Consider the following 23288-nt stretch of genomic DNA (forward strand, 5'->3'; position numbering starts at 1 on the left):
AAAAAGGGAGCTTCGGCTCCCTTTTTTATTGATGGGTAAAGTTTATTAAATAAGTTCAATCCGATAAGTACGGCCAATCTTTTCCCAATCAGCAGATTCTTTTTCTAGGCCAAACTGGGTTAATGGATTTTTATTGGCCCAAGCTTTAGGTACTTTAAGAAGATATCCATTATCAATTTCTTTGACAGCGATATCTGGAATAGGCTCGTTATCTCTGCGACGACACAACACGTGCGCTAAACGCAAGCAAAACAACATCCGCCAATCAATGTAAGTTGATCCGACAGAAATCTTACCAAGCTTACCAGTATGTCCTAAAAGTAAAGCGGCCAATCTCGCCTGATCTAACCTTGAAAAACCAGGCATATCGGCATGAGATGCAATATAAGCGGAATGCCGATGGTAACCATTATGGGAAATACTCAAACCAATCTCATGTAGTTTTGCGGCCCAAGACAAAATATGAATGTTGTCTTTTCTATCTTCATTTTTTGGCTTAGGAAATTGATTCAAAAAATGTACCGCGAACTCACTGACACGATTAGCCTGAGATACATCAACACCATACCGTTGCTTAAACTGTTCAACCGTTACAAAGCGCATATCGTGGTGCTGCGAACGCCCTATTAAATCGTATAAAACACCTAAACGTAAAGCGGCCTCAGTCACCTCCATACGTTCAATGCCTAACTCATCAAATGCAGCAATCATGATAGCTAAACCACCTGGCAATACAGGCCTACGGTCGTTTTTAAGTCCTTCTAAGTGACACGTATCAATATATTCAGCATCAATCAAGGCCTTTCTTAATTGATGCAATGCGTCCAAGGTGATGATTCCGCCGGCTCCACTAACGGGTAAATCATGAGGAGAACCATCAAACCCATTTAAAGCGATTAATTCAGCAATAGCTCTAGCGGTTCCAGAAGAACCAATGGCTTGCTTCCAGCCCATTTTTCTAAACTGCGATGAAATAACCTGTATCTCACGTCTAGCAGCCAACTGCGCCTGCTTAAAACTGTAAGCATCAACGAGTCCGCCGGGAAAATACTGCTGGCTAAATGAAACGCACCCAATATAAAGTGATTCCAACAATTTAGGCTCATAACCATCGCCAATGATGAATTCCGTAGATCCACCACCAATATCCAAAACAAATCTTTTACCTTCACATGCTGGCGCATCATGGGAAGCGCCGATATAAATCAGTCGAGCCTCTTCCCTGCCAGCAATCACTTCAATCGGGAAACCCAATAATTTTTCCGCTTCCACAATAAAAGCATCGGCGTTACGAGCTACTCGCAATGTATTAGTAGCGACAACCCTTACTTTTTTAGGGTCGAAATTTCTTAAACGATCACCAAAACGATGTAACGCAGCTAAACCTCTAGAAATCGACTTTTGATCCAGCTTTTTATCTTCAGTAAGGCCTGCCGCTAAACGAACTGACTCTCGCAAGGTATCAATCGCTTGCAATTGCGTGCCAGATGGGGAATTGATAACCTTAGCAATCACCATCCTAAAACTATTCGACCCCAAATCAACTGCAGCCACCAAATCATCTGTTTTAGTGGTTTTATTGGTTAGTTGATTGAGGGATTTCAAGGAAATAGTTAGATTTATATTGAGACCAAGAGATTATGACTTAAATGTGACTAGATGATGACAATTCAAGTTCACAAATATGTCACATAGTTGTCACATTTTTTTGCAACACTGGTGGCATGCAAACAAAAACCCCTCTACTCAATCGTGAAATTGGTGTTCTTGAGTTTAATTCAAGAGTACTAGCGCAAGCAGAAGATCCTAAAACACCTCTATTAGAGCGCTTAAGATTTGTCTGCATTGTGTCAAGTAACATGGATGAGTTTTTTGAGGTGCGCATTTCGGGTCTTAAAGAACAATTAAAAGATAATCCAAAAAATAAAACACCCGATGGCCTCACCATCGCTAATGCGTATCAGATAGTTACTGAACAAGCGCATGCCTTGGTTGCCAGAAAATATAAACTACTTAAAGAAGACATTCTTCCTAAATTAAACAAAGAAGGAATTGTGTTTTATTTAGCAGAAGACTGGACTCCCGCGCAACGAACTTGGGCGAAAGAGTTCTTTGATAAAGAACTCGTACCACTACTAACGCCCATTGCCTTAGACCCAGCCCACCCTTTTCCTAAAGTAATTAACAAAAGCTTAAACTTTTTTGTTACTTTAGATGGTGAAGATGCTTTTGGTCGAACAGCTAGCTTAGCAGTCGTGCAAGCACCTAGATCTTTACCACGCGTTGTGCCAATGCCACCGCATTTAAGCAATGCTCCCAATGGATTTGTGTTGCTATCGTCATTTATGCAGGCGTTCGTACCTGAACTATTCCAAGGCATGACTGTAACGGGATGCCACCAGTTTAGAGTCACTCGCAACTCAGATTTATTTGTATCAGAAGATGACATCACAGACTTAAGAGCCGCCCTTCAAGGTGAATTACCTACGCGCCACTTAGGAGATGCTGTTCGCCTAGAAATCACTGCTGATATGCCTGATCATTTAAGAGAGTATCTCTTGGATGTTGAAAGTTTGGGGTCTCAAGATTGTTATCGCGTAGATGGTCCTGTTAATTTAGTCAGATTAGTTCAAATTCCGGACTTGGTTGATCATCCAGACTTGAAATTTGGGAACCATACCCCCAAGAAATCCTTAGTTTTATCTGCTAACAATAATATCTTTGATCATTTAAGCAAAGAAGATGTGCTCCTGCATCACCCTTACCAAAGCTTTGATCCAGTACTTGATTTACTAAAAGCAGCAGCCCGGGATCCTAATGTTTTAGCGATTAAACAAACCGTATATCGAACTGGTGACCAATCTTTGGTGATGGATGCTTTGATGGAAGCTGCCAAAAACGGTAAAGAGGTCACTGTTGTTGTTGAGCTCTTGGCGCGATTTGATGAACAAACGAATATTTCATGGGCAGCCAAACTTGAAGAAGTTGGTGCGCATGTGGTGTATGGCGTCGTAGGCCACAAATGCCACGCTAAAATGCTTCTGATTGTGCGACGCGAGACGACCCCTGCAGAGGGTAGACGTAAAGCTAAAACTGTTCTAAAACGCTACGCCCATTTAGGCACTGGCAACTACCACCCTAAAACAGCCAAGCTATATAGCGACTTTGGCTTAATGACCTCTCACCCTCAAATTTGCGAAGACATGCATCATGTATTTATGCAATTAACGGGAACTGGTCGTCGTGTTGACTTAAAACAACTATGGCAATCGCCATTTACGATGCATGAGAACTTGATTGCGCATATTCGCGCAGAGGCTCGTGAAGCCAGAGCTGGTCGTAAATCACGCATCATGGCAAAAATGAATGCCCTGCTTGAGCCAACCATTATTCAAGAGCTTTATAAAGCCTCCCAAGCTGGCGTAAAAATTGATTTAATTATTCGAGGTGTTTGCGCATTAAAGCCGGGCGTTCCTGGCTTATCTGAGAACATTAAAGTTAGATCTATTATTGGTCGCTTCCTAGAACACCATCGCATTTATTACTTCCATTCTTCAGGTGTTGAAACATTGTATTTATCGTCAGCCGACTGGATGGACAGAAATCTATTTAGGCGCGTTGAAGTGGCCTTCCCGGTTTTAGATAAAAAACTAAAATCAAGGGTTATCAAAGAAGGTTTGCAAATGCTTCTAAAAGATAACGCTACTGCCTGGCTAATGGCCTCCGATGGCACCTATAAGCAAACAAAAACTAGAACCGGCTCAACTGGCTATATTGGTCAAAAAGAATTAGTGAACTTGCTAACTCGTTAAATGCTCAATAGGCTACTCAACAAATGAGTCGTTGAGTAGCAGCTATCTCTTAAGCCACCCGCTGCTTAGGAAAGTGTAAGCAAAATGTACTGCCAACCCCTAGTTGAGAAGTGATTTTTAAATCACCTTGGTGACGATTGGCAACATGCTTAACAATCGCCAAACCTAAGCCTGTTCCACCCGTATCTCTTGAGCGACTGCGATCCACTCGATAAAAACGCTCCGTTAATCGAGGTAAGTGCTCCTCTGAAATACCCGCCCCAGTATCTTTAACAGACAACTCAACACCACCATCTTCCGCACCAGACCAAATTATGTGGATTTGACCGCCACTAGGCGTGTATCTAACCGCGTTGGAAACTAAATTACTGAAGGCTGAGTACAACTCAGCTTCATCCCCCAATAAATCACTATCAGAATGTTTTTCAACAAATATCTGATGCTGTCCTTGAGATAGCCCTTCCGCATCTAACTGCAAACGCGAAATCACCTGCGCCATACCAATTGGTTGGGTTGAAGGTGGCTCAGGATTACCTTCCAACTTGGCTAGAGTTAACAAATCATCGACCAAAGTTTTCATGCGCCCAGTCTGCACCTGCATCATCTGGATATAACGATCTCGATCATTTTTTTCAAGTTCAAATTCATGAACAGTTTCCAAAAAACCAGACAGAACAGTTAATGGCGTTTTAAGCTCATGAGAAACGTTCGCCACGAAATCTCGTCGCATAGCATCTGTTTTTTCAATTTGAGAAACGTCTTGGGATAGCACGAGTTTTTGTTTATCGCCATATGGAAAAATCTGCACATCTAAAGAATATTGCTCAAACTGCCCCATATTCGCCAAACGAATTGGGTTTCGATAATTCTGTCGAAGAATATATTGCACAAAAGAAGGTCTTCTGATGATGTGCGTAATACGCTGCATAGCATCCCTACGCGCATTAAGGCCAAAATGGGATTCGGCAATTGCGTTACACCACTCTACTTGATCGTCCTCATTAAGCATGATGACGCCGTTAGGAGACGCTTGAATTGCCTGAATAAATCGATTGTGCTGTTGCTCAACCTCTAAAACTTGATCACGCCAGGATCTAACTAATTTATGCAAACGGTAATAAATCTCACCCCAAATGCCCACAGCAACGGGCACTTCCCCATAACTAGGTGACAAAAGTAAATTGCTAAAACGATTAGAGTGCCAAAGTTGGTGAACTAGCATCAGAGCCAAGCAAACTGTTGCGGCGACCCAAGCATAAATGGCGCCCCATATCTCGCCAGACAGCCATGAAATACAGGCGACTAAAAAAATAATCGTGAGAATACGTGCTTTTAAAGACAACATAATACGAATCTTAACAAGTCTTTAAAGCGAATGCTCTGAATACTTAAGATGAGCTAGGTGTTTTAGTTAACCTGTAACCGCTACCCCTAACAGTTTCAATAAAGTTTTGGCAATCAGCTGGGGCTAAAGCAGCCCTTAGGCGCTTAATATGAACATCCACCGTGCGTTCCTCAACAAACACATGATCACCCCACACCTTATCAAGCAATTGACCTCTAGAGTGAACTCTCTCCGGATGTGTCATTAAGAAATGAAGTAGTCTAAACTCGGTTGGACCTAAATCAAGGCTAATTTCGTTAGAACCGCTCACGGAAGTGACCCGATGGGACACTGGATCTAAGCGTAGATGGTTAATCTGCACCACCTCATCCGCTAATTGAGGCGAACGACGACGTAAAACAGCTCGAACACGCGCCACTAATTCTTTAGGCGAAAATGGCTTGGTAACATAATCGTCAGCACCCGCCTCAAGACCGGCAATCTTATCCATCTCTTCACTGCGAGCAGTCAATAAGATAATAGGAATATCTTTCGTTCTCTCATTAGCTCGCAACTCTTTTGCAAATTGAATGCCGGATTTACCAGGTAGCATCCAATCCAAAATAACCAAATCAGGCAATACCTCTTTCATCAACTGCAAAGCCTGATCAGTCTGAAAGGCTCTTACAGGCAAAAAACCAGCATGACTAAGATTGACTGAAATCAATTCAGCAATCGATGGTTCATCTTCAACGATTAGGATGCTACTAGCCATTAACTATTGGCCTCTTGAGAAAGTTGATCGTGTGGCAAATGACGTACATCCGTACCCTTCACGATATAAATAACAAACTCAGCGATATTCTTCGCATGATCACCGATGCGCTCTACCGCTTTAGCAATAAATAACATATCTAAAGCCACAGAAATAGTTCTTGGGTCTTCAGACATATAACTAACCAATTTACGCACAAACGCACGGAACTCTTCATCAATCTGCTTGTCTTCATGCACCACTTCAGCAGCAGCTTTTGTATCAAGACGTGCAAAAGAATCCAAACTGCGACGCAATAACGAAACAGCCATCTGGCCGGACAAACGAATCTCTGCAGTATTAATGCCATGAGAAGCGCTATCTTCCATAATGTGCTTAGTTCTTCTAGCAATGCGGTCTGCTTCATCCCCTGCGCGCTCTAAATTAGTAATCGCCTTAGATACTGCCATCACCAAACGTAAATCTCTAGCGGTTGGCTGGCGACGCGCGATTAATTCCGTACAAGCTGAATCAATAGAAATCTCAAAATCATTCACTTCACGCTCACGAGCCATCACCTGATCGGCCAACTCAGGATCTAACTGCGCAAAAGCACGCATGGCAATGGATACTTGCGACTCAACTAAGCCACCCATTTCAAGTAATTTGCCGCAAATACCATTAAGGTCTGCGTCAAACTGGGAAGAAAGATGTTTATCTGGCATTTTTTACTCTCCTATATTCAATGGGTACGCTGATTAACCAAAACGGCCCGTAATGTAGTCTTCTGTTTCTTTACGTTTTGGTTTAATGAATAACTCATCAGTTTTACCGAATTCAACCATCTCACCCAAATACATATAAGCTGTGAAATCTGAAACGCGAGCAGCTTGCTGCATGTTATGCGTCACAATAGCAATCGTATAGTCTTTCTTCAACTCATGCACAAGTTCTTCTACTTTAGCTGTAGAAATAGGATCAAGCGCAGATGTTGGCTCATCTAATAGCAAAATAGATGGCTTAACCGCGACACCGCGAGCAATACATAAACGTTGTTGCTGACCACCAGACAAAGATAAACCGCTCTGGTTGAGCTTGTCTTTTACTTCGCCCCATAAAGCAGCTTTTGTCAAAGACCACTCCACGCGCTCATCCATCTCTGCTCTCGATAGTGACTCATACAGCTTCACTCCAAAGGCAATATTGTCATAAATAGACATCGGGAATGGCGTTGGCTTTTGGAAAATCATACCCACTCTAGAACGCAAAAGGTTCAAGTCTTGCTTAGGATCCAAAATGTTTTGGCCATAAAAATTGATTTCGCCCTCAGCGCGTTGACCTGGATATAAATCATACATACGATTGAGCGTACGCAATAAAGTTGATTTACCGCAACCAGATGGTCCAATAAAAGCTGTGACATGCTTTTCAGCAATATCTAAATTGATATTCTTCAAGCCTTGAAAAGACCCATAATAGAAATTAAGATTTTTAATTTCTAATGCATTTTTTAATAATGTATCTTGGCTAGTTTCAGTCATCATAGATCCTTGATTTTTTTCCTCAGCAAAAGTAAGTCGCATGATTACCCTTGCACTTTGCTTCTAAACATCACACGAGTAATGATGTTTAATCCCAATACAACGAATGTAATTAACAATGCACCACCCCAAGCCAAATTCACCCAATTTTCATAAGGGCTCATAGCAAACTGGAAAATCACCACTGGCAAGTTAGCCATTGGCGCATTCATATTCATAGAGAAGAATTGATTATTAAGTGCTGTAAACAATAAAGGTGCAGTTTCACCACTCACACGAGCTAGCGCCAACAAAATACCTGTGACAACACCACTTTGGGCGGCCTTTAAAGTCACGCTAAATGCCACTTTCCACTTAGGCGCACCCAAAGCATAAGCAGCTTCTCTTAAGCTACCAGGCACCAACTGCAACATATTTTCAGTAGTTCTAACCACCACTGGAATAGCAATTAAAGCCAATGAAATCGTTCCCGCCCATCCAGAGAAATGGCGTACTTGCGCTACCAAAATGGCATAAACGAACAAACCAATCACAATCGACGGTGCTGACAACATAATGTCCGTTACAAATCGTGTAACGGATGCAAACTTACTACGCGCGCCATACTCAGATAAATAAATGCCAGCCATAACGCCGATCGGTGTACTAATTAAAGTACAGCTAATCACGATCAACAAGCTACCCATAATCGCATTGGCAAGACCACCACCTTCAGAACCTGGCGCTGGCGTACTAGCGATAAACATCTGCAAATTAACGGATGAGAACCCTTTAAATAAAAGCACACCCAAAATCCACAATAAGAAAATCATGCCTAAACTCATAGCGAACATAGACAAAGCCATGCCAATAAAGTTGGCACGTTTGCGCGCCCCATAAATAGATGGGTTCATGTTTGAATGAATACTCATGTCTTTTTACCCTGACCGGCTTCCATACGAGCCAACATTAACTTAGCTAAAGCCAAAACGATAAAAGTGATAACGAATAGTGCTAGGCCTAAAGCAAATAAAGATGAGAAATGTAAGCCAGGTTCCGCCTCACCGAATTCATTAGCTAAAGTAGACGCAATCGAATTGCCTGGCGCAAACAAAGATGCTGATAACTTATGCGCATTACCAATCACAAACGTTACAGCCATCGTCTCACCCAAAGCACGACCAAGACCCAACATAATGCCGCCGATAACGCCTGTCTTGGTATATGGCAACACAATCTTATTCACCACTTCCCAAGTAGTGCAACCAATGCCATATGCAGACTCTTTTAATACAGGCGGCACAATCTCAAAGACATCGCGCATTACGGAGGCAATAAAGGGCAAAATCATCATGGCCAAAATTAAACCTGCACACAAAATGCCAATACCATTAAAGGCACCAGCAAATAAATAATGCAAACCTGGGATCTGGCCTAAAGTAGCAGCTAACACTGGCTGAATATACTCAGCATACAGCGGCGCAAAAATAAAGAGGCCAAACATACCGTAAATAATAGATGGCACAGCAGCCAACAATTCCACAGCGGTGCCAAGTGGCCGCCTCAAAGGAATTGGGCAAGTCTCAGTCAAGAACACTGCAACGCCAAAACTAAGAGGCACTGCAATTAAAAGCGCGATTAAAGCAGTAACAACCGTACCAAAAATAGCGATCATGCCGCCAAACTGGCCGTTAATAATGTCCCACTCAACCGTAAAGAAAAATCCTAGGCCAAAAGCTTTCAAAGCTGGCCAAGCATTAATAACTAAAGAAACAATAATTCCCAATAAAGTTATTAATACAGATAAAGCAAAAAATAGCGTTGTCTTATGAAATAAAAAATCCTGCATGCGCTGAATTTTTAAAATCTTTTCAGCTCGAGGCGTCAACATATCAGAAGACTGACTGGTATTCATATCTATCCTAGTTTTCATGATTACAGCCCACAAGTGGGCTGTAACCTATTCAACAGTTTTTATTTTTTAATTACTTCGTTTTAACTTGAGTCCAAACGTTCTTACGAATGAAATCAGTTGTAGCGTCAGGCATTGGCACGTAATCTAAGTCCGCAGCCATCTTCTTACCTTCTTTGAAAGCATAATCAAAGAACTTCAATACTTCAGCAGCATTCGCTTTATTCTCTGGGTTCTTATAGATCAAGATGAATGATGCGCCAGTGATTGGCCATGATTTAGCACCAGGAGCATTGGTAATGAATGTACCCATACCTGGAACTTTTGACCAATCTGTACCTGCTGCTGCAGCCGCGAATGTGTCATCATCAGGAGCCACAAAATGACCTGCTGCATTCTTCAAGTTAACAAAGGTCATGTTGTTTTTCTTAGCGTAAGCATACTCAACATAACCAATCGCATTTTTAACGCGTGTTACGTTTGCTGCCACACCTTCATTACCTTTACCACCTACTGAAGATTCTGCTGGCCACTTAACTGCAGCACCTGCGCCAACTGTTTCTTTCCACTTAGGACTTACTTTAGCTAAATAGTCAGTAAAAATCGCTGTTGTACCTGAACCATCAGCACGGTGCACAACAGTAATAGGTGCATCAGGTAATTTAACGCCAGGGTTTAAATCAGCAACTTTCTTATCGTTCCACTTCGTAATAGCACCCATGAAAACTTGTGCCAACACATCACCAGTCAATTTGATTTGACCAGGTTTAACGCCATCAACGTTAATAACAGGCACAACACCACCGATGATCGCTGGGAATTGAACCATGCCGTCAGCTTGCAGATCTTCAAACTTAACTGGATTATCAGACGCGCCAAAATCAACTGTCTTAGCTTTAATCTGCTTGATACCGCCAGAAGAGCCAATAGATTGGTAATTTAAGCCATTACCTGTTTTAGCTTTATAAGCCTCAGCCCATTTAGCGTATACAGGGTATGGGAATGTAGCGCCAGCGCCAGTCATATCAGCAGCCATTGCTACAGTTGAAAGCGCCATCGCGCTAGCAACTAATGTCTTGGTAAAAAATGATTTCATATATCGTTCCTCATTAAGCGTCGCAACACCGCGACAATGAGAAAGATACCGAGTAATTATGAAAGTTTTGTGACAATCACAATTAACTACCAATGGTTTGATAAATTATAAAAATATCATTATTAATCAATTAGTTAAATCATTATATATTTCATTAAATTCTGAATAATTTTTAGGCTAATTAGCATGACTAGGGAATGAAGATCGTTATATCCCTCCCCCAATTAATGAATTTTTTGTGACTTGCCTTATTTCTCTTGTATTTGAGAATTGATTATTCGAAACTCCTTCCCAATCAAAGGAGTTAGCATGTACACATACGAAGAAGCGGTTAAGCAATTACAAGAATCTGGCTCGATTAGCTTGATGGATTTCAAAGCATTGCCTTACGATGATTTAGAAGAGCTTCTTGAAGAAATCAAAAAATGGTGTGTTTACGCCAACGGCAATAAAGAAAAATTAGAGAAAAAATCCAAGAAAAAAGATAAAAAGAAGGATAAGAAAAAGAAATAACCACTTAGCCACTGTATCAGTGGCTATTTTTTATTGTCTACAGCCTTTTGATTTCTGCCTAGTTAACTCAGTATTCACTGAGTTATATGTTTTTAGAGAAAAAACGCTCTTTCACCCATAAAGCAACAGAAACCAATCCAACCATAATAGGCACCTCTACGAGAGGTCCGATGACAGCGGCAAAAGCTGCTCCTGAATTAATTCCGAATACTGCAATGGCCACCGCAATAGCAAGCTCAAAATTATTACTAGCTGCTGTAAACGATAAAGTGCAGCATCGCTTGTAATCTACCTTCATTTTTCCAGTAATGATGAATGTCAATGCGAACATCACCACAAAATAAATCAATAACGGAATAGCAATCGCCACAACATCCATAGGTAATTGAAGAATCAATTGTCCTTTTAGACTAAACATGACGACAATCGTAAATAGCAAAGCAATTAATGTAATTTTGCCTATTTTGGGCACAAAACTATCTTGATACCAATCTTTGGAAACAAACTTGAGCATGACAAATCTCGTCAAGAACCCTGCCACACAAGGTATACCCAAGTAGATGGCAACTGTTGTAGCAATTTCACCAATAGTAATATTGACAACAGAACCAGCAAAACCAAAATAAGGTGGCAATACAGTTAGGAAGAAATAAGCATATAAGCTAAAGAACAATACTTGGAAAACAGCATTAAATGCCACTAATCCTGCGGCATATTCCGTGGAACCTTTAGCAATATCGTTCCAAACAATCACCATCGCAATACAAGGTGCTATACCAATCAATATCAACCCTGCCATATATTCTGGTTGATGAGGCATCAATGTAATGGCCAAAAAGAACATCAAAGTTGGCGCAATAATCCAATTTAATAAAATCGCCAAACCAAATACTTTTTTGTCTTTAAAGACATCCGGCAATTCTTCATACTTCACCTTGGCAAATGGTGGATACATCATCAATATCAAGCCAATCGCAATAGGAATATTGGTCGTACCTGATTGGAATTGATTAATCAACCCTTCAACACTTGGATAGAAATACCCTAAACCAATACCAACCGCCATGGCAGCAAAGATCCAGACAGTTAGATATCTATCTAAAAACGATAATTTTTGTGTGATATTGCTCATACTTTTTCGTGCACTTCTTTAAGGCTTAATGAATCCAACTTTTCAAGTGGCATATTAGCCAAAAGATCAATGCGCTTTTTTAAGCCAATCATTACGTCTTTAAACGCTTGTCTCTTCTGGTCATCCCCACCCTCCACTTGTGATGGGTCAGGAAACCCCCAATGAGCAGTCGCAGGCTTTCCTGGCCAAAAAGGGCATACCTCACCCGCAGCGTTATCACAAACGGTAATGATGAAATCCATTTGAGGCGCATCAGCTAAACCATACTCATCCCATGATTTGGAGCGCAACTTACTTTCATCGTAGCCAAGTTCTAATGCGATTTCCCTTGCGAAGGGATTCACGGAAGTCCCAGGCGTTGAACCAGCTGAATAGCCAACAAATCTACCGCTAGCGTGCGTGGAGGCCAATGCCTCACCAATAACTGAACGAGCAGAGTTATGGGTACATAAGAAAAGGATATTGTATTGCTTCACATTTACTCCTTAGCAACAAGATTTTTTTGATGATGCTGTACTTGGGGTACAACAACTACTTTGAGGTTCTTTAACAGCAACTAGCTCTGGCACACAGCAACCTGCTGATGCGGTGTCATTGAATACAGGAATTGTGTCTAAAGTATGAAAAGTTTCCCAAGGAATATTGGCAGGATCATTTACCCAATATTTGTCTGATTTAGCATAGCAACAAGCAGTTCCAACTTGTTCAACAATGTCACCTTCGATGGCATCTAAACGGCTTTTCATTTCACCAAGCTCGGCATCATTCTCAACTTGAATACCCAAATGATTCAGCCCAACTGGAGCTCCACGAGCTGATATAGCAAAATTGACCTTAGGGTCCTCCAATTGCCATTTTGCATAATCACTTTTCACGATGGTTGGCTCACAACCAAACATTTTGGAATAAAAAGGAATGCTGCTCTCAATACTCTTAACAGCAACGTGAACGTGTAATCTTTTCATGAACATTGCTCCTTCTTTTTTCCTTTGGTAGGCATACAGCTTTTCCCACCACAACAGTTATCCAACAGAAAATCACTCAACTGTTCAACCAATGACGCGTTAGGACGATAAATAAGATTTCTACTTTGGCGCTCCACCAATAGCAAATTGGCCGCCACCAACTCTTTTAAATGAAAACTTAGCGTCGCATTTGGAATGCCTAGCTTTTCAATAATTGCGCTAGGGGTCAAACCCACATCCCCTCGCTGGACAATCAAGCGAAATATATTCAAACGGGACTCCTGCCCTAAGGCTAGGAAAGCATTAATAGCATCTATATTTTTCATATTTCCAATTATATAGAAATATATGACACCCGTGTGACAAGGGGGAATTCTTAATTGGGGATCTTAACTACAGACTGAATCGGACAGTAACCATCAATCCAGACAACTCTGGAGACCGCTCTACCTGGAGACTTAAACCTTGCACTTCCGCAATTTTCTTAATAATCGACCACCCCAATCCACTGCCGAACGAATCGGACTGATTCATTCTCTTAAACCTAATACCCAGGTCATTGATTTCTTGCTTGGTAAGGCCCGATCCACTATCCTCGACGGCCAAATAGACCTTACCATCTTTTTGTTTTACTGAAACATCTATCGAGCCCTTCATTGGAGAATAACGAATGGCGTTATCCAATAAATTTCTCAACAAAATACTTAATAAGCCTTCATTCACGCGAACTGTACACACGGCATCTTCAAGGAACTGTATTTTTTGCTGCTTTTTTTCAATATCTGGGTAAGCATTAGCAATTTGTTTTTTAACGAATTCTGATAAATTTAATGAATCTTTATCAAAGATGACATGCGCGGACTCGACCCTAGATAGTGCCAAAAGCTGTTCGATTAACCTGCTAGCCCTATCAGAACTCTCGATTAAATTATTAATCGATTCAAAGTTAAATTGTTTTTCTATTTTTAATATTTCAGCTTGGGCCCTAATGGCCGCCAAAGGAGTTCTTAACTCATGAGCCGCATCAGAGGTAAATCTTCTTTCATGCTCAATCGATTTCTTAACTCGACCCAATAAATCATTTAATTCATCCACAATCGGTGAAATTTCATTCGGCAATCCTTGAATCTTAATAGGGTCTAACGAATCCGCCCTTCTTTCAAAAATAGCCTGTTTGACTTGAGATAAAGATCTATTTGCCCAAGAAATGACTCCATACACCACCACAAAAAGAACTGGCAAACCCAACATTAAAGGCCAAATGAGCCCCCATAAAAGAGAGCCTAGCAATTCATTTTTCTCTTGGTTAAATTGAGTAAGACTTATTTGATGATCTACCAACTTGTGGAATATTTCCTCAAGCTCATGTTTAGCATCCAACCACACAAAAACCGTACTAGTCACCCAAATAAGCGCAATACTCGCGAGCACCCAAATCAATAACCTGTTTTTTAAAGAAAACGAACCCTGGTTCATGCGACCGCCTTTAATAAATAACCAACCCCACGTATGGTTTGAATCCATTCGGATCCAATTTTTTTACGCAGATTATGGATATGAACTTCCAAAGCGTTACTCTCCACCTCATGACCCCAACTATATAACTGATCCTCTAGCTGGCTCTTAGTTAATACACGATCCGACGAAAGCATCAGAGCATGTAAGAGTGCAAACTCTTTTTTAGATAAAGAAATTTCCTCTTTCTGCAAATGCACTTGGTAACTCATAGGATTTAAAACTAGATCGCCGATGTGTATTTCATTTTTAGCAGCGCCTTCCGAGCGCCTAATCAAAGCCCTCAATCTGGCTGCAAGCACTTCTAGTGCAACAGGCTTCACCACATAGTCATCACCACCTAAGTCAAGACCTTGCGTAATACTCTCTACCCCGTCCTGGGCAGTCAAAATCAATACAGGAATAGTGATGCCATCTGACCTTAAGTCTTTTAAAACTTGAAAACCACTCTTCAGAGGCAGCCCAATATCTAAAACCAAAGCGGTATAACTGGTGTTATTAAGTTCATAAATAACTGCCTGACCATCTCTAACCCAGTCAACTTCAAACCCATGATGAACCAGCCCTAATTTAAGGGCCTCACCTAAGTTTCGATCATCTTCAGCTAGTAGAACTCTCATCACCAAACTTTAAATTGCACACCCCAAAAATACAGCACTAAGCCCATCAAAATGACGGCCACCCATTTATATGGTCTCACTCTAACCGCAATCGATGCCATTCTGCCACCTACTTCTTGATTATTTCTCCGGAAATATTGATATAAAGCATTTAAAAGAATAGCTCCCACATGAACCACCACCACGCTAATCAATAGATTAGCCACTAGCTCATGTAATTCACTGATTAATTCTGGGCCAATTTCATTAAAAGTTAAATAACCTGTAGCTGTCACAAAAATAACTAAAAACATTAACAAATATGCTGCCACAAAACCTAAAGCACTCAACCCCATTAAGGCTTCTTTCTCACCATTTAGAGCAGACTGTATATGCTCACGAACCTTTAAAAAACGAGGGGCGATCGTAGAAAACCTCGCATACCTGGAACCAATCAAACCCCAACCTACTCTAAACGCAATAATCCCCATCATGGTGTAGCCCATGGTGACATGAACCAATCTAAAACGCTCACTCTCTTGAGTTAAAACAGCACCCACAAAGCAAATAGCTAAAAGCCAATGAGACACAAACACCGGCGAATCCCAAGACATCATTTTTCGACTAATTTCTTTAATCATTGAGGTACCCTAACAAAATCATCGTCGTAATTACCTTTATCAGCCCCTGCGTGGCATGCCATGCAATTAGACTTACTTTTCACCTTTGGATTCTTCCAAGTCTGATCACTAATTTTGCGATGCTTTCTAATAAACCACGACGACTCAGTTATGCGATTATTGGGAGGCACCTCAGACACTCTTTTATAAGTCCCAGCATATTGCGTCAACCACTGGCTGATTTCTTTTACTGATTGTGGATCTAAAGATGCATCAACGCCATAATGCTTATCTAAGCTCCCCATTATTTTTTCCCAGGACGCTTTTGGTAAAAACCCTGGCTGATAGGCCATATGGCATGCAGCACATTCTGCTTTAACTTTATCCGGAATCTTGATAGGTGAAACATTTCCATCAGCGATAGCCGCTTGAGAAAGCAACCATAAAACGATTGGCATGATCTTTTTCATAACGCCTCTATTTCAAAGAATTTAAATAAGCCATCACGTCAGCTTTTTCGAGTGCAGAACACTCTCGATTCAATACATCATTGCAATTGCGCTTGAACCATTTATTAACTTTAGCCTCATCTGTAAAACGCTTATTGTTATAAGCAGGAGCTAATGGTGAAATAACCTTATCAGTTGAGGCATGTTTACCATCTTTTGTAGGGGGCATACCATGACAAGTGGCGCAACTCCACTCTTTACCATGTTTACTAGTAAAGAATTTTTCACCACGAGCGGCTAAAGAAGGTTGCTTAGATGCCTCTACGTATTGTTTTTCTAATGAAATAGGGTCCATTGCCCATACATTAGTAGCCAAGCATATGCTAATTAGAGCTAAATATAGTTTTTTCATATTTGTCATAGATTCCTCCATAACAACAGTCTATAAAAGCCAGATTAAGGAATGCTTAAGATTTATATAAGCATATGAGTCATAAAATCTTACCGTTAACTAAATAAGAGTTTTATTTAGTTATTCGTGCTAAATTTTCATCAAAATCATGCTAACTCGAATCGTATTCGCCCTTTTTTGCTTACTTGCATCTCAGGTAGTTTTTTCTGAGGGCCTGGTATTTGAATGCGCCACCCCCCGCCTGAAGGCTATCGAATCTCAATTAGATCAATATTTTTCAACACTAGGGATTCAGCCCGATTTATTTTATAAAGAATTCAATCAAACGGCCCTTCAGCTAACATTAAAAAATAAAGCCCCTGACAAAAGTACGCTCTATATTCGCTGGAACCCTGACTATCAGATAGAAGATGAAATCATTTCACTACCAGCTGCCCAAGGGTATAAAGAAGTCACCACGGTTTCCAAAAAAGAAATTGTTTTAGCACTAATGCAATCAGGAAGACGTACAGCTTTTTCTGGGAAATCCTGCAACTTTGAAGCATTTGAAGACCATATTCATGTCCGTCAAATGATCGTAGCCTGGGCAGAAAACCTACATTGGACTTTTCCAGAAGGCAGCGATGCTAAATGGAATGAAACTTATTGGAAAGATGGCACCCTCAAACCTGGAAAACCTCTTCTAGAGGCTATGACTGATTTTTTCATTAATGAAAAATCATGCTCTGTGGGCTGTTATACAGCCACTAAGATTGTGATTATCCAAGGAACCCTAGATTACTATCAAAGAATAAAACAAGATATTGATAAGGCTAATCAAATTAAAAAAATCCTCAGAAGTGATGGTGAGGTTCTAGTCAATATTGAACCAGACTCCATGTGGAAATTCTTCAAAAAAGACTACCCCGCAACATCTATTAATAACGGCAAATTACTTACTGTTAAGACTGGCGTAGCCCCACTTAACTTTATCCCCGGGGACTGGGTTTATTTCATCAATACGGACGCCGAAAGCTCTAATATTTCAGGCTATGAAGGGTCTAACTCGATTTATATGGGCAGAGGAAAATTTGATGATTTTTACGACGATAACGGTCACTATTTCTTCTATAACGATAAATTAAGAGAAATTTATAACTGGCGCCATGGTGTTTTTAGCCGATCACGTGATTATGAAAAAATCCAACCCTTATCATCAGATCTATTAAATATCTTAGGACTCCCCCCGCAAGCAGGAGGCTTTGTTTTGGATAGCCGCTCAGTACCCAAATATTTTGGATTTGAGTAATTTATTCAATAGCAAGCATTTGAAAATACCTTTCAACTAGTTCTAATTAGAACTATAATATCTTTTTTAACAGGAGAATGACATGCCATACGCTATCGAAGTAAAAGCGGGCCAGGAATATTGGTTATGCACATGCGGTAAAAGCGGCACAGGTCTTTGTGATGGCTCACATAAAGTAACCGATAAGACACCTAGCCAATTTATCGCAGAAAAAGATGAAACTATCTATGTTTGCGGTTGCACCAAAACTGGTGACAGCCCATTCTGTGATGGCTCACATAACGGGTAAGCATCGAATAGTAAGTAGTTAACTCAATTGATTAATTAGTTAGTTAATCAAGTTAATAAAAAGCCACCTAAAGGTGGCTTTTTATCGTTAAGCGGCTATTGCCAGCCGTACCTCTTGGTATAAAAATACTTCATACCCTGAGTTAAAACAACATAACCAAACAATATGGCAAATAAGGCCAAGAAATAACTCATCGGCAAAGCTCCCATCTTGAAGTAACTTGCTAACGGCCCCATCGGCAAGAATATACCCAAGGCCATAATAATGATGGTCATAATAAACAATGCCAAGCCAGGTCGGCTTTCAATGAATGGTATTTTTTTCGTTCGAATCATATGCACAACCAGTGTTTGCGTCATCAGACCTTCTATAAACCAACCAGACTGGAATAGCGTTTGATGCTCGACTGTATTAGCCGAGAATACAAACCACATCACACAATAAGTTGTGATATCAAAAATAGAACTAACAGGGCCAAAGAAAACCATAAATCGACCAATATCTGCAGGATCCCATTTCTGAGGAAGACGCACTAATTCAGGGTCGACATTATCAAAAGGAATAGCAATCTGAGAAATATCGTATAGCAGGTTTTGCACGAGCAACTGCATGGGCAACATAGGCAAAAATGGGATGAATGCACTTGCCACCAAAACAGAAAGTACATTCCCAAAATTCGAGCTAGCCGTCATCTTGATGTACTTAAGCATATTGGCAAAGGTCTTACGCCCTTCAATAACGCCTTCCTCAAGAACCATCAAGCTCTTTTCCAACAAGATAATATCTGCAGCTTCCTTGGCTATATCCACCGCACTATCAACTGAAATACCCACATCCGCAGAGCGTAAGGCTGGTGCATCATTGATGCCATCCCCCATAAAACCAACCACATGACCATTAAGTTTTAAGGTGCGCACAATTCTATCTTTTTGAGCAGGCGTCAGCTTCGCAAAAATATGATGATCTTCCACAACTACAGCCAACCGCTCATCACTCATCAGCTCAATATCACCCCCCAATAGGATTTCATCCACATTGAGTCCCACCTCTTTACAAATTTTCGCCGTCACCAATTCATTGTCGCCAGTCAAAACTTTGACGGTAACGCCGTGGTCTAACAACGCCTTTAAAGCAGGCTCTGTTGATTCCTTTGGTGGATCTAAAAAGGCAACGTATCCTATTAGCGTTAACTCTGATTCATCAGCGACACCATAAGAGGTCCTATTGCGATCAAATTCTTTAACAGCCACAGCAACGACGCGCAACCCATTAGCATTCAACCCCGCAGTAACGGATTGAACTTGAGCCAGAATCTCAGGGGTTAAATGAATCTGCTCACTACCACGTCTAACAGAGGTACAGATACTTAATATCTCTTCAACCGCACCTTTACAAATTAATATATTTTCCTTGCCATGTTCAGACACGATGACTGACATTCTTCTGCGCTGGAAATCAAAAGGAATCTCATCGACCTTATGAAAATTTTCAATAGGATTTAATTCAGTTTGCAATTCCGTATGTTCTAAAACTGCCACATCCAAAAGATTTTTCAAGCCTGTTTGATAAAAACTATTTAGATATGCGTATTCAAGTACTTCTTCAGAATCTTGCCCCCAGGCATCTGTGTGATTAGCCAAGAAAATTTTATCTTGGGTCAAAGTGCCAGTTTTATCAGTACACAAAACATCCATCGCGCCGAAGTTTTGAATGGCATCAAGTCTTTTAACAATGACTTTTTTCTTCGATAGTGCCACCGCCCCTTTTGCCAAGGTCGACGTGACAATCATCGGCAACATCTCAGGCGTCAAGCCTACAGCAATAGACATGGCGAATAAGAATGCTTCACTCCAATCGCCTTTAGTAACACCATTGATTAAAAATACCGTTGGCGTCATAAACATCATGAATCTAATCAACAGCCAAGTGACCTTGTTAACGCCTTTTTGGAATTGTGTTTGCTCATGGCTGATGGTTGTTAACCCTTTTGCCAAGGCGCCAAAATAGGTGTTATCGCCAGTATTAATAATGATCGCAGTAGCAGTCCCTGAAACCACGTTAGTACCCATAAACGCTAAATTTTCACAATCAAGCGGGTTTCTAATAGCGCCCTGTTTGGGATTTGAGAACTTTTCAATAGGCAGCGACTCACCGGTCATTGCAGCCTGACTAACAAATAAATCTTTCTCTGACAAAATTCGACAGTCAGCCGGAATCATATCCCCCGCAGAAAGAAAAATAATATCCCCGGGGACTAATAGCTTGATCGGCAACTCAACTTTATTAGCGCCCTTCACATGCAATTGAATCCCAAAATGCTGTCGGGTCTCTTGCAAAATAGATTCGGCTAATTCACGGCGTAGTACGGTTGCCGTATTACTAACCATGGCTTTCAACGCATCAGCAGCCTTATTAGACTTGCTTTCCTGCCAAAATCTAATAAAGACTGACAGAAATACCATACTACCGATAACAATCGTTGCTTTAACATCCTCAGTGACATATGAAATAACTGCTAAAACAGTTAACAAAATGTCAAAAGGAGTTTTATAACAATTCCAAAGATGCTGCCACCAAGTAATGGGCTTTTCTTCATGAATTTCATTTAAGCCAAACTGAACTCTTAACTCATCAGCCTGAGCATTTGTCAGACCATGTTCATGAGAACCTAATTTAACGATTAACTCATCAGCAGTAGCATGAGCTGCTTTCTTTAACGAATCGGCAACCAATGGGGGGATGTCTCGACTAACGCCTTCTCTACTAAGGTGTTCAAACATCATTAAGCGGCGGAAATGTCTTCCCATCCCATGATTTCTAACGAAACGATTAAAGAATTCAAAAAAGAATGGAAAGCGCATATTTGCCACCTTATTTATGCATCAATTATTTCAATGTGCTGAAATGAGTATTTCAAATGAATCCCCTAAATTATCCTTTCTTTCAGATAATTTTTCAGAACGAAACTAAATTTCACTTTCGATCATGCCGAAGATTAATTAACTATAACTAATTAAGAAAATTAGATACCTACTTCAATCAGAAATAAAAGAGCCACCTTGAGATAACCTTTAGGTGGCTCTGAGCGCATCTAAGTAGCGCAACGTGATAATGAATTACTTATATCTCAACCTTAGCACCCAACTCCACCACCCTATTCGTTGGAATAGAAAAGAAATCGGATGGCTTAGCGGCATTTTGATACATCCAAGCAAATAGCTTCTCTCTCCATAAAGCCATGCCTGGGATAGCCGATGGTACAACTGTATCTCTGGCCAAGAAAAATGAGGTTTCCATTGGCTCGCAGTTCACCTGATATTGCGTTGCCAATAAATTCATGATTTGGTTGATATCTGGTGTTTCTTTAAATCCATACATGGCTCTAACCAAATAAATACCGCCACCCATTTCTTTCAAGTTCAGACGATCTTGATCTTCAACATACGGAACATCCCAGACACTGATCTTCAAGAAAATAACGCGTTGGTGGAGTACTTGGTTATGTTTCAAATTATGTAGCATTGCTACAGGCACATAATCCACATGAGCAGTTAAAAACACGGCTGTTCCATTCACTCGTATAGGCTCACTCACCAATAAAGATTTAATAAATGCCTCTAAAGGAATACCACCTTCAACGGCCTTTTGGCGGAGGAGCTTTCTACCTTGATACCAAGTAATCAACAATAAGAAGCATAAAGTTCCCAACAAGAGAGGGAACCAACCGCCTTCGGCAATTTTCAAGACGTTGGCAGAAAAGAACGCAATATCAACAAATAAGAATAGAGCAATAACAATTGCAACTAAAAAGGAATTCCACTTCCACACCACGCGCATCACAACAGCCGCCAATAATGTAGTGATGACCATGGTTGTCGTAACAGCAATGCCATAGGCCGCAGCAAGATTATTTGATTCTTTAAACGCTAAAACCACTGCAATAACTAATACTAGCAACATCCAATTAATTGTTGGCATATATACCTGCCCTACTTCTTTATCCGATGTATAGGCAATTTTCATGCGGGGCACAAACCCCAACAGAATCGCTTGGCTCGTCATAGAGTAGGCACCAGAAATCACAGCCTGAGAAGCAATCACTGTAGCCATCGTGGCAAGCACCACCAAAATCAATACATACGACTCAGGTACCATCAAGAAAAAAGGATTAGCAATTGCCTCAGGGTGAGATAACAACATAGCACCCTGTCCAAAGTAATTCAGCAACAAACATGGCATCGTTAAAAAGAACCATGCATATTGAATAGGTTTAATGCCAAAGTGCCCCATATCCGCATACAAGGCTTCAGCACCAGTCAGAACCAAGAACACAGCACCTAAAACAATAAAAGCTTGGAGTGAATGTTCCATTAAAAAATTAACGGCATAGATTGGATTAGCCGCATACAAAATAACAGGGTTATCAACGATGTTGTAAATACCCATCGTAGCTAATACTAAAAACCAGATGACCATAATGGGGCCAAATAAAACGCCCACCAAAGCAGTGCCCTTTTTCTGGATCAGAAATAAAACCACCAAAATGACTAAGGTAATAGGAATAACATATTTGGTAAATTTAGATGAGACGATTTCTAGACCTTCAACTGCCGATAAAACAGAAATAGCCGGCGTGATAACAGCATCACCATAAAACATACAAGCACCAAAAACACCGAGCATCATAATGACCAACGCTCTTTGGGAGTTTGCTGGCACAGTTCTTAATGCAAGCGCCATCAAAGCCAAAATACCACCTTCACCATGATTGTTTGCACGCATCACAAACAAGACATATTTCAAGGACACAACAATTAAGAATGCCCAAAACACCATAGAGATGACACCAAAAACGGCATCTGGTGAAAAAGGAATACCATGGTCAGGACTAAAGCATTCCTTTAAAGCATATAAAGGGCTTGTACCGATATCACCAAAAACAACCCCAATAGCCGCTAGCATCAAAGCTGGCAAGCTACCCTTTGATTGATGATTACCTTTAATCTCAATCGGGCGAAGAATTTTTGACTGGGAATATTCGGGATTACTAAGAGCCATAAAGTAGTCATTTTGTTTAGATGAAGTATC

General features: G+C 40.7%; 23 protein-coding genes. 4 read left to right on the forward strand and 19 right to left on the reverse strand.

Going from position 1 to position 23288, the window contains the following annotated elements:
- Positions 1-45 precede the first annotated feature (45 nt).
- The gene (gene ppx, locus ICV01_RS06095) at positions 46-1605 is read right to left on the reverse strand and encodes an exopolyphosphatase (RefSeq protein WP_256440691.1); all 1560 of its coding nucleotides are present in this window, start codon (positions 1603-1605) and stop codon (positions 46-48) included.
- 119 nt (positions 1606-1724) lie between these two features.
- On the opposite strand from ppx, the gene ppk1 reads away from it, so the two are divergent.
- Entirely contained in the window at positions 1725-3812 is a 2088-nt protein-coding gene (gene ppk1, locus ICV01_RS06100) for a polyphosphate kinase 1 (protein ID WP_215286616.1), read from the forward strand.
- A gap of 49 nt (positions 3813-3861) precedes the next feature.
- Here the strand turns inward: ppk1 and phoR are convergent, their stop codons facing one another.
- From phoR to pstS, 7 genes are all read right to left on the reverse strand, one after another.
- A complete protein-coding gene (gene phoR, locus ICV01_RS06105) occupies positions 3862-5157 on the reverse strand; it encodes a phosphate regulon sensor histidine kinase PhoR (RefSeq protein WP_215286618.1) in 1296 nt (431 codons plus the stop codon).
- Positions 5158-5200: 43 nt separating this feature from the next.
- Complete coding sequence (phoB, locus tag ICV01_RS06110; RefSeq protein ID WP_215286620.1) at positions 5201-5911, reverse strand: phosphate regulon transcriptional regulator PhoB; 711 nt, start codon at positions 5909-5911, stop codon at positions 5201-5203.
- Complete coding sequence (gene phoU, locus ICV01_RS06115) at positions 5911-6615, reverse strand: phosphate signaling complex protein PhoU (RefSeq protein ID WP_215286622.1); 705 nt, start codon at positions 6613-6615, stop codon at positions 5911-5913. The genes phoB and phoU overlap by 1 nt, the downstream gene beginning before the upstream one ends.
- 33 nt (positions 6616-6648) lie before the next feature.
- Positions 6649-7434: a phosphate ABC transporter ATP-binding protein PstB gene (gene pstB, locus ICV01_RS06120; RefSeq protein WP_215289164.1), complete on the reverse strand. Its 786-nt coding sequence runs from the start codon at positions 7432-7434 to the stop codon at positions 6649-6651.
- 41 nt (positions 7435-7475) lie between these two features.
- Complete coding sequence (gene pstA, locus ICV01_RS06125; RefSeq protein WP_215286624.1) at positions 7476-8342, reverse strand: phosphate ABC transporter permease PstA; 867 nt, start codon at positions 8340-8342, stop codon at positions 7476-7478.
- Entirely contained in the window at positions 8339-9325 is a 987-nt protein-coding gene (pstC, locus tag ICV01_RS06130; protein WP_215286626.1) for a phosphate ABC transporter permease subunit PstC, read from the reverse strand. Before pstC ends, pstA begins: the two co-directional genes overlap by 4 nt.
- Before the next feature lie 70 nt (positions 9326-9395).
- Positions 9396-10418 (reverse strand): phosphate ABC transporter substrate-binding protein PstS, encoded by a 1023-nt coding sequence (gene pstS, locus ICV01_RS06135; RefSeq protein WP_215286628.1) that lies wholly within the window; start codon positions 10416-10418, stop codon positions 9396-9398.
- Positions 10419-10727: 309 nt separating this feature from the next.
- On the opposite strand from pstS, the gene ICV01_RS06140 reads away from it, so the two are divergent.
- A complete protein-coding gene (locus tag ICV01_RS06140; protein WP_215286630.1) occupies positions 10728-10931 on the forward strand; it encodes a hypothetical protein in 204 nt (67 codons plus the stop codon).
- Between the two features lie 82 nt (positions 10932-11013).
- On the opposite strand, the gene arsB is transcribed toward ICV01_RS06140, so the two are convergent.
- The 9 genes from arsB to ICV01_RS06185 all read right to left on the reverse strand — a co-directional run bounded on the left by arsB (position 11014) and on the right by ICV01_RS06185 (position 16632).
- Positions 11014-12063 (reverse strand): ACR3 family arsenite efflux transporter, encoded by a 1050-nt coding sequence (gene arsB, locus ICV01_RS06145; RefSeq protein WP_215286632.1) that lies wholly within the window; start codon positions 12061-12063, stop codon positions 11014-11016.
- Entirely contained in the window at positions 12060-12539 is a 480-nt protein-coding gene (locus tag ICV01_RS06150) for an arsenate reductase ArsC (RefSeq protein WP_215286634.1), read from the reverse strand. The genes arsB and ICV01_RS06150 overlap by 4 nt, the downstream gene beginning before the upstream one ends.
- Positions 12540-12548: 9 nt before the next feature.
- Complete coding sequence (locus tag ICV01_RS06155) at positions 12549-13028, reverse strand: ArsI/CadI family heavy metal resistance metalloenzyme (RefSeq protein ID WP_215286635.1); 480 nt, start codon at positions 13026-13028, stop codon at positions 12549-12551.
- Positions 13025-13354, reverse strand: a complete 330-nt coding sequence (locus ICV01_RS06160) for a helix-turn-helix transcriptional regulator (protein ID WP_215286637.1) — start codon at positions 13352-13354, stop codon at positions 13025-13027. The genes ICV01_RS06155 and ICV01_RS06160 overlap by 4 nt, the downstream gene beginning before the upstream one ends.
- Positions 13355-13421: 67 nt before the next feature.
- On the reverse strand, positions 13422-14504 hold the full coding sequence (locus ICV01_RS06165) for an ATP-binding protein (protein WP_215286639.1): 1083 nt from the start codon (positions 14502-14504) through the stop codon (positions 13422-13424).
- The gene (locus tag ICV01_RS06170; RefSeq protein ID WP_215286641.1) at positions 14501-15163 is read right to left on the reverse strand and encodes a response regulator transcription factor; all 663 of its coding nucleotides are present in this window, start codon (positions 15161-15163) and stop codon (positions 14501-14503) included. The genes ICV01_RS06165 and ICV01_RS06170 overlap by 4 nt, the downstream gene beginning before the upstream one ends.
- Complete coding sequence (locus ICV01_RS06175) at positions 15163-15783, reverse strand: cytochrome b/b6 domain-containing protein (protein ID WP_215286642.1); 621 nt, start codon at positions 15781-15783, stop codon at positions 15163-15165. The genes ICV01_RS06170 and ICV01_RS06175 overlap by 1 nt, the downstream gene beginning before the upstream one ends.
- Positions 15780-16232 carry a diheme cytochrome c gene (locus tag ICV01_RS06180; RefSeq protein WP_215286644.1) on the reverse strand — a complete coding sequence of 151 codons (453 nt, stop codon included), beginning with the start codon at positions 16230-16232 and terminating at the stop codon, positions 15780-15782. Before ICV01_RS06180 ends, ICV01_RS06175 begins: the two co-directional genes overlap by 4 nt.
- Positions 16233-16239: 7 nt before the next feature.
- Positions 16240-16632 (reverse strand): DUF1924 domain-containing protein, encoded by a 393-nt coding sequence (locus ICV01_RS06185; protein ID WP_215286646.1) that lies wholly within the window; start codon positions 16630-16632, stop codon positions 16240-16242.
- A 139-nt stretch (positions 16633-16771) separates the two neighbouring features.
- Here ICV01_RS06185 and ICV01_RS06190 point away from each other — a divergent pair, with 139 nt between their 5' ends.
- Together ICV01_RS06190 and ICV01_RS06195 are read left to right on the forward strand one after the other, a co-directional pair.
- Positions 16772-17911 carry a hypothetical protein gene (locus ICV01_RS06190; protein ID WP_215286648.1) on the forward strand — a complete coding sequence of 380 codons (1140 nt, stop codon included), beginning with the start codon at positions 16772-16774 and terminating at the stop codon, positions 17909-17911.
- An 82-nt stretch (positions 17912-17993) separates the two neighbouring features.
- Entirely contained in the window at positions 17994-18200 is a 207-nt protein-coding gene (locus ICV01_RS06195) for a CDGSH iron-sulfur domain-containing protein (protein ID WP_215286650.1), read from the forward strand.
- A 95-nt stretch (positions 18201-18295) separates the two neighbouring features.
- Here the strand turns inward: ICV01_RS06195 and mgtA are convergent, their stop codons facing one another.
- Both mgtA and ICV01_RS06205 read right to left on the reverse strand, forming a co-directional pair.
- A complete protein-coding gene (mgtA, locus tag ICV01_RS06200; RefSeq protein WP_215286652.1) occupies positions 18296-21061 on the reverse strand; it encodes a magnesium-translocating P-type ATPase in 2766 nt (921 codons plus the stop codon).
- Positions 21062-21320: 259 nt separating this feature from the next.
- Positions 21321-23162, reverse strand: a complete 1842-nt coding sequence (locus ICV01_RS06205) for a potassium transporter Kup (RefSeq protein WP_251369418.1) — start codon at positions 23160-23162, stop codon at positions 21321-21323.
- Positions 23163-23288: the final 126 nt, after the last annotated feature.

The sequence above is a fragment of the Polynucleobacter sp. MWH-Spelu-300-X4 genome (assembly GCF_018687515.1).
GTDB lineage: Bacteria > Pseudomonadota > Gammaproteobacteria > Burkholderiales > Burkholderiaceae > Polynucleobacter.